Raw genomic sequence first — 15,522 nt, forward strand, 5'->3', positions numbered from 1 at the left:
TGTACCCACATAAACGCAGGCTCAAGAGCTTAACTATGCCTTTGCCGGGCCGGAACCGGCATATCCGGCCGTGGCCCCGGCCCCGGCTTCCGGGTGCTGCTGCCGGGAAATGTCGGTCCTGCGCAGTAGATTGTAGTGAGCCGGTTCCAGCAAAACTGTCCTATCCGCTCCAGGAGACCTGAAAAGCCTTGCACCTCAAAAGCCTCACCGTCCGGGGGTTCAAGTCCTTTGCCTCTGCCACCACCTTCGACTTCGAACCCGGCGTCACCGCCGTCGTGGGTCCCAACGGATCCGGCAAGTCCAATGTGGTGGACGCCCTGGCCTGGGTCATGGGGGAGCAGGGGGCCAAGACTCTCCGCGGCGGCAAGATGGAGGATGTCATTTTTGCCGGGACGTCCGGGCGGCCGCCCCTGGGACGCGCCCACGTTTCGCTGACCATCGACAACGCCGACGGCGCGCTCCCCATCGAATACAGCGAAGTCACCATCTCACGGACGCTTTTCCGGACAGGCGGCTCCGAATACGCCATTAACGGTGCCGCCTGCCGTTTGCTGGATATCCAGGAGCTGCTCTCCGACTCCGGGCTGGGCCGGGAGATGCACGTCATCGTGGGCCAGGGGCAGCTGGACCGCGTCCTGCACGCCACCCCCGAGGACCGCCGCGGCTTCATCGAGGAGGCGGCGGGGATCCTCAAACACCGCCGGCGCAAGGAACGGACCGTCCGGAAGCTGGAGGCCATGCAGGCCAACCTGCAGCGCCTCACAGACCTCACCGGGGAGATCCGCCGCCAGCTGACGCCCCTTGGCAAACAGGCCGAAGTGGCCCGCCGCGCCCAGCGCGTCCAGTTCGACGTCCGGGACGCCCGTGCCCGGCTGCTCGCCGATGACCTCGTCCAGCTGCAGCAGGCCCTGCAGCAGGACGTGGCGGACGAGGCAGCGCTCAAAGCCCGCCGGACCGCCGTCGAACAGGAACTCGAAGCCGGGCGCCGGCAGCAGGCGGCGCTGGAGCAGCTGGCGGCCGAAGCCACACCCCGGCTCAACGCAGCGCAGGACACCTGGTACCAGCTGTCCACTGCACGGGAGCGCCTCCGGTCGCTCGGTTCGCTGGCCACCGAGCGCAGCCGCCTGCTCGGCTCCGACGATGCCGCACCGGCATCCGCGCGGGACCCCGAACAGCTCGAACGCCAAGCCGCCAGGGTGCGGCAGGAGCTGGCCGAGCTCGAACGGGACATCCACGCCAGGCGCACCACCCTGGACACGGCCAGCGCCGCGAAGGCCGAGGCAGAGCAGGCAGCCGTGGCCGAGGACCGGCGGCTCACGGCCCAGCTCCGGGCCGCGGCGGACCGGCGGGAAGGTCTGGCCCGCCTGGCCGGACAAGTGGCGGCGGCCCGGTCCCGGGTGGAATCCGCGCAGGCAGAACTGGGCCGGCTGCGGGAGTCCCTTGCCGCCGGCACGGAACGGCGGGCGCGCGCCCAGGCCGAGTTCACGGCCTTGGAAAACCAGGTGGCCGGCGTGGAGGAAGGGGAGGAATCCCTCGACGCCGATTACGAGGCCGCCAGTAAAGCACTTGATGCGGTCCTTCAGGAGATTGCCCGGCTCAAGGCCGCCGTCAACGAAGGCGTCCGCAAGCGGGACGCCCTTGCCGCCCGGCTCGACGCTCTTAAGCTCGGCCTGGACCGCAAGGACGGTGCCAGGCACGTACTGGAGTCAGGGCTGTCCGGGGTGCTGGGCAGCCTGGCGGCCGGGATCAGCGTGCAGGGTGGTTACGAGGCGGCGATCGCTGCCGCGCTGGGAGAGGCCTCCGAGGCAGTCCTCGTCCAGGATCAGGACACGGCGGCCGCCGTCCTGAAGGTGCTCAAGGACGACGACGCCGGGCGGGCGTCGCTGCTCCTCGCATCAGCGGTGGCAGGCCACCTGGGTAACCCCGCCACGGAGTCCACGCCGGGAGGAGCGGCCGCCCCGAAAGCAGTGCCGCTGCCCGATGGTGCGCAATGGGCCGCCGACCTGGTGGACGGACCTGCGGAGCACATCCCGCTGGTCCGGCACCTGCTGTGCGGAACCGCCGTCGTCACAGGCATCGACGCCGCGGCTGCGCTGGTGGCCGGGCTGCCCGGACTCACGGCGGTCACCCGCGAGGGGGACGTGTTCACCGCCGTATCCGTTGCCGGCGGTTCTGCCAAGGCGCCCTCCCTCCTTGAGGTGCAGGCGGCGGTGGACGACGCCGACCGTGGCCTTTCGGCGGTCACGGCAGACCTGGAGCGGAACAGGTTCGCCCTGGCCGCCGCCGAGGCGCGCCGCGCCGGAGTGCAGGAGGAGGCGGACGCTGCCCTGGACAAACTGCACGAATCCGATGCCCGCCTGGCCGCCGTGGCCGAACGCCTGGGCCACCTGAATTCAGTCCTGCGCAGCGCCGTCGGTGAGAGCGACCGCCTGGCTGCCTCCCTGGCACGCGCTGCGGAGAACGTTGCCGCGGAGGAGGAGGCGCTCGCTGCCATCACGGCCCGGCTGGCCGCCGCCCAGGAGGCTCCGATTGAAGAGGAGCCCTCCACCGAACAGCGGGACGCGTTGGCCCGTGCCGCATCCGCCGCCCGTGCAGCGGAAGTGGAGGCGCGGTTATCCCTGCGCAGCGCCGAAGAGCAGCTGGCGGCAACCCGCAACAGGGTGGCGTCCCTGGAGCGCGCCGCCGCCACCGAACGCCGTGCCCGGGAGGAAGCAGCCCAGCGTGCCCGGCGCCGCCGCATCCAGGCCAGGCGTGCGGCCGCCGTTTCCGCCGCGGCGGAACTGGCACTGCGTTACGTGGACGTATCGGTGGACCTCGCCCGGCACGAACGGGACCTGGCCGAGGAAAACCGCGAACAGCGTGACCGTGGGCTGCGGGACATCCGGGAAGCCAACGACGCCCTGGCCCGCGAACTGGCCGACCTCACCGACAACGTGCACCGGGACGAGCTGGCCCGTGCGCAGCAGCGGGCCAGGATCGAGGCAGTGGAATCCCGGTCCGTGGACGAGTTGGGCATCACCCCCGAAGCGCTGGTGGCAGAGTTCGGGCCGCACGTCCCGGTTCCCGTGCCTGCGGAGGAGACCGGCGACAAGTGGGCCGCGCTGCGGGCTCCCGTTGACGCCGGCGGGGAAGAAATCCGGGAAGGGAAGCCCTACGTCCGGCAGGAGCAGGAGAAACGGCTGCGCAAAGCTGAACGCGACCTCGCCAGCCTGGGCAAGGTCAACCCCCTGGCCCTGGAGGAATTCGCGGCACTGGAGGAGCGGCACCAGTTCCTCAGCACCCAGCTTGAGGACCTTAAGGCCAGCCGCCGGGACCTGCTGGACATCATCAAGGAAGTGGACGACCGGGTCCAGCGCGTCTTCGCCGAGGCGTTCGAGGACACCCAGGTCCAGTTTGTCCGGGTTTTTGAGCGGCTCTTTCCCGGCGGCGAGGGCCGCCTGGTCCTCACGGACCCGGGGGACATGCTCACCACAGGCATCGAAGTGGAGGCCCGTCCCGCGGGCAAGAAAATAAAACGGCTGTCCCTGCTCTCCGGAGGCGAGCGGTCCCTTACCGCGGTGGCGCTGCTGGTGGCCATCTTCAAGGCGCGGCCCTCGCCGTTCTACGTCATGGACGAGGTGGAGGCGGCGCTGGACGACACCAACCTCGGCCGGTTGATCACCATCTTCGAGGAACTGCGGGAGTCCAGCCAGCTCATCGTCATCACCCACCAGAAGCGGACCATGGAGGTGGCGGACGCACTGTACGGCGTCACCATGAGGGGCGACGGCGTTTCCACGGTGATCAGCCAGCGGCTCGTTTCCAAGGTGTAGCAGCACCGCCGGCGTCCGGCGGCCGCGGGGGCACCGCATTGGGGCAGGTCAGGGGCGGGCCGGGCGCCCGAACCGGGCAGGCCGTTTGTGAGAAGCTAGGGGAGTGAATGACATCCTTCCCATTGTCCTGTCCATTCTTGTTGCGCTGGTGGTCATCGGCGGCCTGATTCCGGTCCTGCTCAAGACGCGGAGGAACATCACCCGGTACCCCGGCACGCGGGATGCCAACGATCCTGAGGTCCGCTCCGGCGGCAGCACCGCCGTAGCGGACAGCGCCGGACCAATCGAACGCACGGCGCCCGCGGGCGTGGACCTCGAAGGGCTTGACACCACTACGGTTCCGGACGACGCTGCCGGGCTGGAAACCATTCCCGTCGAAACCCCGCTGCCTGTCGCGGGCCGCCTCACCCGCCTCCGTGAGCGGCTGGTCCGCTCCAACAACATCATGGGCAAGGGCCTGCTGGCGCTGCTGTCCAGCGACCGGATCGACGAGAGCGTCTGGGACGAGGTGGAGGAGACACTCCTCCTCGCGGACCTGGGAACCGAACCCACCATGCAGCTGGTGGATGCCCTGCGCGAACGGGTCAAGGTGCTGGGCACCCGGACCCCCGAACACGTCAAGGCCATGCTCCGCGAAGAGCTCATCAAGCTTGTCGACCCCTCCATGGACCGCAGCCTGAACGTCCAGCGCCATGCGGACAGGCCTGCCGTGATGATGGTGGTGGGCGTGAACGGCGTCGGCAAGACCACCACCGTCGGCAAGCTGGCGCGCGTGCTGGTGGCAGAGGACAAGGACGTCCTGCTGGGTGCCGCGGACACGTTCCGCGCCGCCGCGGCGGAACAGCTGGCCACGTGGGGGCAGCGCGTCGGCGTCCCCACCGTGAAGTCGGACATCGACGGCGCCGATCCCGCCTCCGTTGCCTACGAGGCCGTGAAGGCAGGCATTGAGCAGGAAGTGGACGTTGTCATGATCGACACCGCCGGCCGCCTCCAGAACAAGGTGGGCCTGATGGACGAACTGGGCAAGGTCAAGCGCGTGGTGGAGAAGCTGGCCGAGGTGGACGAGGTCCTGCTGGTTCTGGATGCCACCACCGGCCAGAACGGCCTGAACCAGGCGCGGGTCTTTTCGGAGGTTGTCAACATCACGGGCATCGTCCTGACCAAACTGGACGGAACCGCGAAGGGCGGCATCGTCGTCGCCATCCAGAAGACGCTCGGCGTGCCCGTCAAACTCATCGGACTCGGCGAAGGCGCCGACGACCTGGCCCCGTTCGACACCGAAGGCTTTGTCGACGCCCTGCTGAACTAGCTAAGCCAGCCCAACCAGCTCGCATTAGTTGTCGTTTTGAGCCCTCAAAACGACAACAACTGCGGGCTAGTTGGGTTTAACCCGGAGTGTTTCGCGGGTGGGCAGCCAACCGACGGCGGCCAGGAGCATGACGCCGCCGGTCACGCCGAAAGCCCAGCCGAAACCCAGCCGGTCCGCGAGCAGCCCGGCCGCCACCGGTCCGACGATCGCTCCGACGTCGGACGTCATTTGGTAGACGGCCAGGACCTTGCCGCCGGAGCGTGCGTTCCCAATGACATCGGCGACGGCGGCCTGCTGCGCCGGGCCGAAAAGGCCGGACCCGACGCCGGCAAGCGTCGATGCGGCAAGGAACCAGGGCAGGTCGGAGGTCAAGCCGATCGCCGCAGTCGCGAAGGCTGCCACCAGCAGGCCGGAGATCATCATCGGCTTGCGCCCCAGGGAGTCCGCCAGCCGCCCCGAGAAGGTCAGCGCGGCGGCGTTCCCGGCAGCGAAGACTGCCAGCGCCAGTCCGGCCGCCTGCGGTCCTGCCCCGAAGGCTGCCGCGGCGAACAGCGGCACCGTTGCCATGCGGACGCCAAACGTGGCCCACCCGTTGGCAAAGCTGGACAGCAGGGCCGACCGGTAGGTTCCGGCAGCCACGGCTTCGCCAAAGCGCATGTCCGGCGGACGGTGCTGGGTTTCACCCCCGCCCCGGCGCTGGTGGCTGAGCTGGGTCTGCACCACAAACGCGGCAACGAGCAGGGCCCCGGCGTAGGCAAGGAACGGGACCCGCAGGCCCAGCCCCGCCAGCAGACCGCCCACAATCGGCCCGCACACATTCCCGATCAGGAAAGCGGACGCATAGGCACCTGAGACCCTGCCCCTGCTCTGGGGTGGGGCCAGGCGGACCACCAGGGCCATCGATGCCACCGTGAACATCACGGACCCGGCTCCGCCAAGGCCGCGGAACAGCAGCAACTGCCAATAGTCCTGCGCAAAGGCGCAGGCCGCCGTGGACAAAGCCACGATCAACAGCCCAGCGACATAGACGGGCCGTTCACCGCGCTTGCCGATCAGTGCTCCGCCGGCGGGTGCAAAGGCAAGGCGCATGAAGGCAAAGATCGCCACGATGACGGCTGCCGCGGTGTTCCCTACGCCGAAGGTTGTTGCGAACTGCGGCAATACAGGCGCAACGAGCCCGAATCCAAGCGCAATCAGGAACGCCGCGGCCAGCATCACCTTAATGTCGCGGGGAAGTTTCTCCCGCCGAGGCCTTAGCCGGGCCAAAAACCTCGAAGTGGCGCCGCTTTCGCGGGGTGTTGCCGTCATTGTGAAGGAGTCCTTGCAGGAAAGGGAGCCGGGTGGCTGCGCGGGTGCGGAAACATAACCGTAACAAGGCGGATATGCACCATTTACTTCCTAGAGGTTGTTGTAACAGGCCCGCAATCTAAATCCTCCGCGGGCGAAACACGCCGCCCACAAACTCATTACAGGACGCAAAAAGGCGTTGGCAGGCGGAGTACTCCGCAAGATTCGATGAGAGAGGACGTGCACCATGGAACTTACCGCAGGTCACGTTTGGGTCATGGTGGCGGCAGCCCTTGTGCTGTTCATGACACCCGGTCTGGCATTTTTCTACGGCGGCATGACCCGCGCCAAGGCAGCACTGAACATGATGATGATGAGCTTCATCTCCATCGGCATGGTGGGTGTTGTCTGGGTGCTGTGGGGCGCGTCCATGAGCTCCGGTGAAGGCTTCCTGGAGATCGTGGGCAACCCGTTCGCCACATTCGGCCTTGAGGGCATCACCACCCCTGACGGTCTGATCAAGGTTGGCTACGCCGCCACCTTCGCCATCATCACCGTGGCATTGATCAGCGGCGCCATCGCCGACCGCGCCAAGTTCGGCGCCTGGTCCGTCTTCGTTCCCGTGTGGGTCACGCTCGTCTACTGCCCGCTGGCGTACATGGTGTGGGGCGGCGGACTCTTCGGCCCCGAAGGCGCCATCGGCAAGGCCCTCGGCCCCGCCATCGACTTCGCTGGCGGCACCGTGGTCCACATCAACGCAGGTGTGGCGGCGCTCATCCTCGTCCTCATCATCGGCAACCGCAAGGGCTTCGGCAAGGACCCCAACCACCGCCCGCACAACATCCCGTTCGTCATGCTCGGCGCAGCCATCCTGTGGTTCGGCTGGTTCGGTTTCAACGGCGGTGCAGCCACCACTGCCGAACAGGGGGGTCTGATCTGGATCAACACCCTCGCAGCCCCGGCAGCAGCCATGCTCGGCTGGCTGGTCACCGAACGGATCCGCGACGGACACCCCACTTCCCTCGGCGCCGCATCCGGCGTGGTGGCCGGCCTCGTCGCCATCACCCCGGCCTGCGCCAACGTCAGCCCCGTCGGTGCACTCGGCCTGGGCGTCGTGGCCGGCGTAGCCTCCGCCCTGGCAGTCGGCCTGAAGTTCCGCTGGGGCTTCGATGACTCGCTGGACGTCGTCGGCGTGCACCTGGTGTCCGGCATCATCGGCACCGTGGCGCTCGGCTTCATCGCACTGCCCACCGACGGTGTTGGCGGCGGCCTCTTCTACGGCGGCGGACTGACCCAGCTCTGGGCGCAGCTCGCGGCAGCCGGCGTCGCCATCGCCTACTCCGCAGTCCTGACGGCCATCATTGCGCTGGCCATCCACAAGACCATGGGCTTCCGGGTCTCGCAGGAACAGGAAACGGTGGGTGTGGACCTCAGCCTGCACGCCGAGACTGCCTACGAGTTCGGACTGAGCGGACACGGCGGAAGCTTCCAGCCGCTGCACGACATGATCACCGGCAAGGGCCAGGGCGAGTCCCACGCGCCAGTCCAGGGGACGCCGGGCACGCAGAAGTCACAGTCAGCAACAGGTAAGGAAAGCGTGGGGGCATGAAACTGATTACTGCAATCGTCCGGCCGGAAAAGCTCGAAGCCATCAGGGAGGGACTGGAATCCTATGGTGTTCAGGGCCTGACCGTCAGCGCAGCCAGCGGATACGGCCGGCAGCGCGGCTACACCGAGGTCTACCGCGGAGCCGAATACAACGTGGACCTCCTGCCCAAGATCCGGGTGGAAGTCCTGGCCACGGACGAGCAGGCAGACGACATCCTGGATGTGATCATTGCCAGTTCCAATACCGGCAGGGCCGGGGACGGCAAGGTCTGGACCATCGATGTCCATGAAGCAGTTAGGGTCCGGACCGGGGAACGCGGAGTGGCCGCCATCTAGGCACCGGCACGGAACCATAAAGACAGGCAGGGCGGGAACCGAAAGGTTCCCGCCCTGCCTCTTGTTCACGCTGCCGGTGCTGCCGCGGACTGCTCAGTCCTTTGAGCGGTTGGTGGGCCAGGATGCCGGGCCGGCCGAACCGGCGTCGTACTCTTCAAGCGGGACGTCCCCGCGCTCCCACGCCTTGAGGACCGGCTCAACAATCCGCCAGCAGTCCTCTGCAGTGTCTCCCCGGACGGACAGCAACGGATCGCCGGTCAGCACGCCTTCCAGCACTTCGCCGTAGGGCAGGAGATCGGAGGCGCTCAGTTCGGCTTCCAGGGTGACCCGGCCCAGGCTGAAGATGTTTCCCGGACCGTTGACGTCGACGTCGAACTCCAGTGTGTCCGGGCCGAAACCGATCCGGAGCTGGTTGGGGGAGTCCACCCCGGTAAAGCCCTGGGGCAGGTGGGGCACCGGAAGGAAGGTGACCACCGCTTCCTTGCGCTTGTCGCCCAGGGCCTTGCCGGAACGCAGGATGAAGGGAACCCCCCGCCAGCGCCAGTTGTCGATGCCCACCTGGATTTCGGCAAGGGTTTCGGTTCCCTTTCCGGGATCCACGCCTTCCTCCTTGGCGTAGTCCGGGACGTCCTTGCCTGCCACGGAACCGGCGGTGTAGCGGGCCCTGCGCGTTGAGCCAGTGAAGGGGGCACTGACGCTGCTGGCCCGCAGGACGGTGGAGACGGCGTCGCGGAGGTCGCGCTCGCCGATGGTGGCCGGAGGTTCGATGGCCATGATCGCCATGACCTGCAGGAGGTGGCTCTGGATCATATCCCGGAGGGCGCCGGCGCCGTCGTAGTAGCGCGCTCGGCCTTCCAGGGCCAGGTCCTCATCGAAAAAGATCTCCACCTTTTCCACGTGCTGCCTGTTCCATACCGGCTCAAGGAAGTTGTTGGCGAACCGAAGGCCCAGGATGTTCAGGACGGTGGCCTTGCCCAGGAAATGGTCAACCCGGTGGATATGGTCTTCGGGGACCAGCCGTGCCAGGGTCCGGTTCAGCGACCGGGCCGATTCCTCGCTGAAGCCGAAGGGCTTCTCCATTACCAGGCGGGTGCCTTCCGGAACCTCTTCCGGCTGGAGCGTCTCGCATGCCTGCTGGCTGATCCGGGGCGGCAACGCAAAGTAAACGGCCACCGGGCCTTCCAGCCCCGCGAGCAGGGCGGCCAGGGCACCCTTGGCCGTGACGTCCACCTGGTGGTACGCCGTCTCCTTCTGCAGCAGCTCGAGGGCGTCCTTTCCGGAACTGTCTGCCGCGCCGGCTGCAGCAGCGAACGATGCCTGGACCCGCTCCCGCCATTGTTCCGGCGTCCACGGATCCGAGCCTGCCCCCACCAGGGTGAGGCCCTCCGCGCGGCCTGCGGCAACGAGCCGCGCCAGGCCGGGCAGGAGGAGCCGGCCGGTGAGGTCGCCCGAGGCGCCGAGGATGAGCAGGGTCTTCACAGTCGTTTGGCTCGTCATTTTGCCAGCATGCCACCTACCGGGCCTGACTTGATACCCTAGATAGTCGAGTCCCGATCATCCACTGAAAGAAGTGCACGTCGCGTGTTCAATTCACTCTCTGACCGGTTGACAGCAACCTTCAAGAATCTCCGCGGTAAAGGCAGGCTCACCGAGGCCGACGTCGATGCCACCGTCCGGGAGATCCGCCGCGCGCTTCTGGACGCCGATGTTGCCGTTCCCGTTGTGCGTGAGTTCACTGGCCGGGTCCGTGAACGCGCCCTGGGTGCCGAGGTCTCTGCGGCACTGAACCCCGGCCAGCAGATCGTCAAGATCGTCAATGAGGAACTCGTCGAGATCCTGGGCGGCGAAACCCGGCGGATCCGGCTGGCCAAGAACGGCCCCACCGTCATCATGCTCGCCGGCCTCCAGGGTGCCGGCAAGACCACCCTTGCGGGCAAGCTGTCCAAGTGGCTGAAGGCCCAGGGGCACAGCCCCATGCTGGTGGCCTGCGACCTGCAGCGCCCTAACGCCGTCACCCAGCTCCAGGTGGTGGGCCAGCGGGCAAAGGTCCCCGTCTTCGCCCCGCACCCGGGTGCCACCTCCACCGAGCTGGACCAGCCCGCCGGCGACCCCGTCGCCGTCGCCCGCGCCGGCGTCGAGGAAGCACGCCAGAAGCTGCACGACGTCGTCATCGTTGACACGGCCGGCCGCTTGGGCGTGGACGCCGACATGATGGAACAGGCGCGCCAGATCCGCCGTGCCATCGTGCCCAACGAAGTCCTGTTCGTGATCGACTCCATGATCGGCCAGGACGCCGTGAACACGGCCCTCGCCTTCGACGAAGGCGTGAACTTCACGGGCATCGTGCTGTCCAAGCTCGACGGCGACGCCCGAGGCGGTGCCGCTCTTTCAGTCGCGTCGGTCACCGGCAAGCCGGTCATGTTCGCCTCCACCGGCGAAGGCCTGGACGATTTCGAACTCTTCCACCCGGACCGGATGGCCTCGCGCATCCTGGATATGGGCGACATCCTCACCCTCATCGAACAGGCCGAAAAGGCCTGGGACAAGGATGAGGCCGCCCGGATGGCGAAGAAGTTCGCCGACCAGGAAGACTTCACCCTCGAGGACTTCCTGGCCCAGATGCAGCAGATCCGCAACATGGGCTCCATGAAGAAGATGCTCATGATGATGCCGGGTGCACAGAACATCCGGCAGCAGCTGGAACAGTTCGACGAACGCGAGATCGACCGCGTCGAGGCAATCGTCCGCTCCATGACACCGCACGAGCGGCTGGCGCCGAAGATCATCAACGGTTCACGGCGGGCACGCATCGCCCGTGGTTCCGGCGTCCACGTCTCCGAGGTCAACGGCCTGCTGGAGCGCTTCGCCCAGGCCCAGAAGATGATGAAGAAGATGGCCCAGGGCGGCATGCCGGGAATGCCGGGGATGCCTGGCCTGCCCGGCGCCGGCGGCGGTGCCCGGAAGAACGCCAAGAACGCGCCCAAGAAGAAGGCAAAGTCCGGCAACCCGGCCAAGGCTGCCCAGGAGCGCAAAGAAGCGGAAGCCCGCCGTGCCAACGCCGCCAAGGCGCTGCCTACGGGCGCCGCCTTCGGCCAGCAGGGCGGGGACTTCGACCCGTCCCAGCTGAACCTCCCCAAGGGCTTCGACAAGTTCCTGGGCAAGTAGCAGTTCCCCGGCAACGCAGCGCCAGGTGTTGTTTTGACCTCTCAGAACGACACCTGGCGCTGCTTGCTTGGGATGTCAGTGCCGTGGAATAGGGTTGGGACATGTTCAAGCAGAGGGTAGTGTTCGTGCACGGCGCCGGAACCTTCGGTGCCGCCGCGTGGCCGCGCCAGCACGGCATGGCACTGTCCTATGACGCCCTGTTCCTCCGCCGCCATGGCTTTGACGTCCTCGCGGAGCCACTGGAGTCGTCCTTCGCGGAGGACACCGCCATCATCCTGCGCTCCCTTGCCGATGACGGCCGCGGCGCCGCCGGCGGGCATGTGGTGGCGCACTCCCAGGGGGCGATCGCGGCCATGATGGCCGCCGTCGAACGTCCGGACCTGGTCTTCTCATTGACGCTGGTGGAACCGGCCTGCCTCTCCCTGACAGCGGAACTCCCGGCCACTGCCGCCCACATCAGCCTCATGCAGCCCCTCTTCGACGTGCGCCACCAGCTCAGCGACGAAGACTTCCAGCGCGAATTCGTCCGGCGGGTCTTCGCCACCGACCTCCAGCAGCCCGCCACCACGGAAGAAAAAAGGTCCGCCCGCAGGCTGCGGCTCCAGGCCCCGTCATGGGAGGCGCCGCTGCACATTGTTCCCGGGGTGCCCACGCTGGTGCTGACCGGTGGGTGGGAACCGCTCTACGAGGAAATCGCCGGGTACCTCCGGGAGACCGGTGCCCTGCACCGCGTTGCCGCGGGAGGACACCGGCCCCATGACTCCCCGGACGGGGACCGGGCCATCCGGCAGTTCATCAGCCAGGTCAGCCGGAGCCAGCCGGCCCGCGCGTCCTAGCTGTCAGCAGGCACCCGCAGTTCCGGCAGGTAGACCTTGCCGCCGGCCGCCAGGAATTCCTCGCTCTTCCCGCGCATCCCGGCCGCAGCATCGGCCAGTGCCGCCTGCGCCTCCGCGGAACCAAATTCGTCGCGGATGTCCTGGCTGATCCGCATGGAGCAAAACTTGGGCCCGCACATCGAACAGAAGTGCGCCGTCTTGGCAGGCTCAGCCGGCAGCGTCTCGTCGTGGAACGCCTCAGCCGTCACCGGGTCCAGGGACAGTGCGAACTGGTCCCGCCAGCGGAATTCGAACCGCGCCTTGGACAAGGCGTCGTCCCGCTCATGCGCCCCCGGGTGCCCCTTGGCCAGGTCCGCCGCGTGCGCGGCGATCTTGTAGGTGATCACGCCGGTCTTCACGTCGTCCTTGTTGGGCAGGCCCAGGTGTTCCTTCGGGGTGACGTAGCACAGCATCGCGGTGCCGTAACGGGCAATCTCGGTGGCACCAATCGCTGAGGTGATGTGGTCATAGCCCGGAGCAACATCTGTCACCAGCGGGCCCAGGGTGTAAAACGGGGCCCCCTTGCAGAGTTCCTGCTGCCGCTCGACGTTTTCCCGGACCAGGTGGAAGGGAACGTGGCCGGGCCCCTCCACCATGACCTGCACGTCGTACTCCCACGCGCGCTGGGTGAGCTCGGCGAGCGTGTCCAGTTCCGCGAACTGGGCGGCGTCGTTGGCGTCCGCCGTCGAACCGGGGCGCAAACCGTCGCCCAGGGAGAAGGCAACGTCGTACTTCGCGAAGATCCCGCACAGCTCATCGAAGTGCGTGTAGAGGAAGTTCTCCTGGTGGTGGGCCAGGCACCAGCCGGCCATGATGGAGCCGCCGCGGGACACAATGCCCGTCACCCGGTTGGCGGTCAGCGGGACATAGCGAAGCAGCACGCCGGCGTGGATGGTCATGTAGTCCACGCCCTGCTCGCATTGTTCAATGACGGTGTCCCGGAAGATTTCCCAGGTCAGCGCGTTGGCCTCGCCGTTGACTTTCTCCAGGGCCTGGTAGATCGGCACGGTGCCGATCGGGACGGGGGAGTTGCGGATGATCCATTCCCGCGTGGTGTGGATGTCGTCGCCGGTGGACAGGTCCATAACGGTGTCGGCACCCCATTGCGTGGCCCACTGGAGCTTGTCCACCTCCTCCGCGATGGAACTCGTCACGGCCGAGTTTCCGATGTTGGCGTTGATCTTCACCAGGAAGGCCTTGCCGATGATCATCGGTTCGGACTCCGGATGGTTGATGTTGTTCGGAATGATGGCGCGGCCGGCGGCCAGTTCGCTCCGGACCAGTTCCACATCGCAGTTCTCGCGCAGCGCCACGAAGCGCATCTCCTGCGTGATGACGCCCTGCCGGGCATAGTGCATCTGGGTCACCGTCCGGCCGTCGACGGCGCGGCGGGGCACCGGCTGCGCGCCCTTCCACTCCGCGGAGGCGGCGCCGCGGCGGACGGCCGAGCGGCCGTCGTCGAGCAGGTTGCGTTCCCTGCCGCTGTAGGCCTCGGTGTCTCCGCGCGCCACGATCCACTCCGCGCGGAAGGGCTCCAGGCCGCGGACGGGGTCGCTTCCCGGCCCCGCCGTCCGGTAGGTCCGGAACGGTGCGTTCGGCTGGCCGTTGGGCGATGGCTCCAGGGCAATTTCCGTGACGGGTACCCGGATGCCGGACCCGGCGTCGTCGATATAGGCCAGCGAATGCGACGCCAGGGACCGTGTCACTTCGGACTGGTTCACCTGGGGCGTGGAGCCGGCTCCGGAACCCCCGGTGGACGGCATGTGGGCAGGGTTCAACTGGGTGTTTTGCGTACTCATGGGAATACTCACTTCCTTCGCCGGCATTACCCGGACAGGTTCAACGGTCGCAGGCTGCGTCAGCCCGATCTCAGCCCCTGCAAGGGCTCCCGTGTGGTCAGAGAAGAAGCTACCACAGGCCCCCGGAAGGGCGGTGTCACATTCGCGGGTGCTAGCCTGACCGGGCATCGAAAGGAAGCCCGATGGCAGACATCATCTACTTTCGCGGACCCGTCCTGGCCGCACCGGACCGGGTACGCCATGGACTCTGGTCGGTGGACGGCAAGCTCACGTTCAGCCGGCCCGCTGCCGCTCCGGCGCGGGAACTCGACGGCTGGGTGCTGCCGGGGTTCGTCGACGCCCACTGCCACATCGGCCTGGGTCCCAACGGCCCGGTGGAACCCGCCATTGCCCGGGAGCAGGCGCTGGCTGACCTCAACGCCGGAACCCTGCTGGTCCGCGACGCCGGCTCACCTGCCGATACCCGCTGGATGCAGGGCGGCCGGGACTTCCCGGTACTGATCCGTGCAGGACGGCATGTGGCCCGCACACGCCGCTACCTGCGCGGCTTCGCGGCGGAGGTCGAACCCGACGGGCTCGTGGAGGCCGTGCGGAAGCAAGCGCGCGACGGCGACGGCTGGGTCAAACTGGTGGGCGACTGGATCGACCGGAGCGCCGGCGACCTTGCGCCCTCCTTTCCTGCCGCCGTCGTGCGTGACGCTGTGCAGGCTGCCCATGATGAAGGTGCCCGGGTCACGGCACATTGCTTCGCCGAAGACACCCTGGACCAAATGCTGGACGCCGGCATTGACTGCATTGAGCACGCCACGGGGCTGCTGCCGCGCCACCTGCCCCGGTTCGTGGAGCAGGGCGTACCGATCGTGCCCACCCTCATCAACATCGCCACCTTTCCTGATATCGCGGAGCAGGCGGACGCAAAGTTTCCGCGCTACGCCGCCCACATGCGTGCCCTGTGGGAACGCAGGCTGGAACGGGTGGCGGAGGCCCATGCCGCCGGCGTCCGGATCTTTGCCGGCACGGACGCAGGCAGCGTGATCCGGCACGGCAGGATCGCAGATGAGATCCTCGCCCTGCACGGGGCCGGCCTGCCCATGCATGCGGCCCTGGATGCCGCCTGCTGGGCAGCGCGTGCGTGGCTGGGCGCTGACAACCTGGAGGAAGGCGCGCGGGCCGACGTCGTGGTGTGCCGGGACGACCCCCGGACCACCCCGGACACGATCACGGCGCTGGAGCACGTGGTGCTGGGCGGCCGCATCATCCGTTGAGTTATTTGGTTCCGCTACTTGGAATAAATTGAAGCTTCAAGTAATTTTAATATGTGACAGGCCGCC

10 protein-coding genes and 1 riboswitch are annotated in these 15,522 nt (G+C 67.4%); of the genes, 7 read left to right on the forward strand and 3 right to left on the reverse strand.

From position 1 onward, the window contains the following. Nucleotides 1-188: 188 nt before the first annotated feature. Both smc and ftsY read left to right on the forward strand, forming a co-directional pair. Nucleotides 189-3,812, forward strand: coding sequence for a chromosome segregation protein SMC (smc, locus tag ACV095_RS08265; protein ID WP_478223265.1), 3,624 nt, complete (start codon nucleotides 189-191; stop codon nucleotides 3,810-3,812). 103 nt (nucleotides 3,813-3,915) lie between these two features. Continuing rightward, complete coding sequence (ftsY, locus tag ACV095_RS08270) at nucleotides 3,916-5,121, forward strand: signal recognition particle-docking protein FtsY (protein WP_018768297.1); 1,206 nt, start codon at nucleotides 3,916-3,918, stop codon at nucleotides 5,119-5,121. A gap of 66 nt (nucleotides 5,122-5,187) precedes the next feature. Here ftsY and ACV095_RS08275 read toward each other — a convergent pair whose 3' ends face one another. After that, nucleotides 5,188-6,429 (reverse strand): MFS transporter, encoded by a 1,242-nt coding sequence (locus ACV095_RS08275; RefSeq protein WP_478223266.1) that lies wholly within the window; start codon nucleotides 6,427-6,429, stop codon nucleotides 5,188-5,190. Between the two features lie 226 nt (nucleotides 6,430-6,655). On the opposite strand from ACV095_RS08275, the gene ACV095_RS08280 reads away from it, so the two are divergent. Together ACV095_RS08280 and ACV095_RS08285 are read left to right on the forward strand one after the other, a co-directional pair. Then, the gene (locus ACV095_RS08280; RefSeq protein ID WP_018768295.1) at nucleotides 6,656-8,017 is read left to right on the forward strand and encodes an ammonium transporter; all 1,362 of its coding nucleotides are present in this window, start codon (nucleotides 6,656-6,658) and stop codon (nucleotides 8,015-8,017) included. Beyond that, nucleotides 8,014-8,352 carry a P-II family nitrogen regulator gene (locus ACV095_RS08285; RefSeq protein WP_018768294.1) on the forward strand — a complete coding sequence of 113 codons (339 nt, stop codon included), beginning with the start codon at nucleotides 8,014-8,016 and terminating at the stop codon, nucleotides 8,350-8,352. The genes ACV095_RS08280 and ACV095_RS08285 overlap by 4 nt, the downstream gene beginning before the upstream one ends. Nucleotides 8,353-8,445: 93 nt before the next feature. On the opposite strand, the gene ACV095_RS08290 is transcribed toward ACV095_RS08285, so the two are convergent. Continuing rightward, complete coding sequence (locus ACV095_RS08290) at nucleotides 8,446-9,849, reverse strand: glucose-6-phosphate dehydrogenase (protein WP_026265613.1); 1,404 nt, start codon at nucleotides 9,847-9,849, stop codon at nucleotides 8,446-8,448. 84 nt (nucleotides 9,850-9,933) lie between these two features. Here ACV095_RS08290 and ffh point away from each other — a divergent pair, with 84 nt between their 5' ends. Continuing rightward, entirely contained in the window at nucleotides 9,934-11,517 is a 1,584-nt protein-coding gene (gene ffh, locus ACV095_RS08295) for a signal recognition particle protein (protein ID WP_018768292.1), read from the forward strand. Between the two features lie 101 nt (nucleotides 11,518-11,618). Then, entirely contained in the window at nucleotides 11,619-12,353 is a 735-nt protein-coding gene (locus ACV095_RS08300; RefSeq protein ID WP_018768291.1) for an alpha/beta fold hydrolase, read from the forward strand. On the opposite strand, the gene thiC is transcribed toward ACV095_RS08300, so the two are convergent. Continuing rightward, on the reverse strand, nucleotides 12,350-14,191 hold the full coding sequence (gene thiC / locus ACV095_RS08305) for a phosphomethylpyrimidine synthase ThiC (RefSeq protein WP_478223267.1): 1,842 nt from the start codon (nucleotides 14,189-14,191) through the stop codon (nucleotides 12,350-12,352). The two genes, ACV095_RS08300 and thiC, sit on opposite strands and share 4 nt — an antisense overlap. Then, nucleotides 14,187-14,294, reverse strand: a riboswitch (TPP riboswitch). It overlaps the preceding gene by 5 nt. Before the next feature lie 79 nt (nucleotides 14,295-14,373). On the opposite strand from thiC, the gene ACV095_RS08310 reads away from it, so the two are divergent. Continuing rightward, nucleotides 14,374-15,456 carry an amidohydrolase family protein gene (locus ACV095_RS08310; protein ID WP_478223268.1) on the forward strand — a complete coding sequence of 361 codons (1,083 nt, stop codon included), beginning with the start codon at nucleotides 14,374-14,376 and terminating at the stop codon, nucleotides 15,454-15,456. The last annotated feature ends 66 nt before the right edge of the window (nucleotides 15,457-15,522 follow it).

It is taken from the genome of Arthrobacter sp. JDC6 (assembly GCF_056484025.1).

Bases quoted from the DNA above. Each gene is read 5' to 3' on its own strand.
- ACV095_RS08290 (WP_026265613.1), bottom strand. From the start codon at position 9,849: ATGACGAGCCAAACGACTGTGAAGACCCTGCTCATCCTCGGCGCCTCG.
- ACV095_RS08300 (WP_018768291.1), top strand. From the start codon at position 11,619: ATGTTCAAGCAGAGGGTAGTGTTCGTGCACGGCGCCGGAACCTTCGGT.
- ACV095_RS08280 (WP_018768295.1), top strand. From the start codon at position 6,656: ATGGAACTTACCGCAGGTCACGTTTGGGTCATGGTGGCGGCAGCCCTT.
- ACV095_RS08285 (WP_018768294.1), top strand. From the start codon at position 8,014: ATGAAACTGATTACTGCAATCGTCCGGCCGGAAAAGCTCGAAGCCATC.
- thiC (WP_478223267.1), bottom strand. From the start codon at position 14,191: ATGAGTACGCAAAACACCCAGTTGAACCCTGCCCACATGCCGTCCACC.
- ACV095_RS08310 (WP_478223268.1), top strand. From the start codon at position 14,374: ATGGCAGACATCATCTACTTTCGCGGACCCGTCCTGGCCGCACCGGAC.
- ACV095_RS08275 (WP_478223266.1), bottom strand. From the start codon at position 6,429: ATGACGGCAACACCCCGCGAAAGCGGCGCCACTTCGAGGTTTTTGGCC.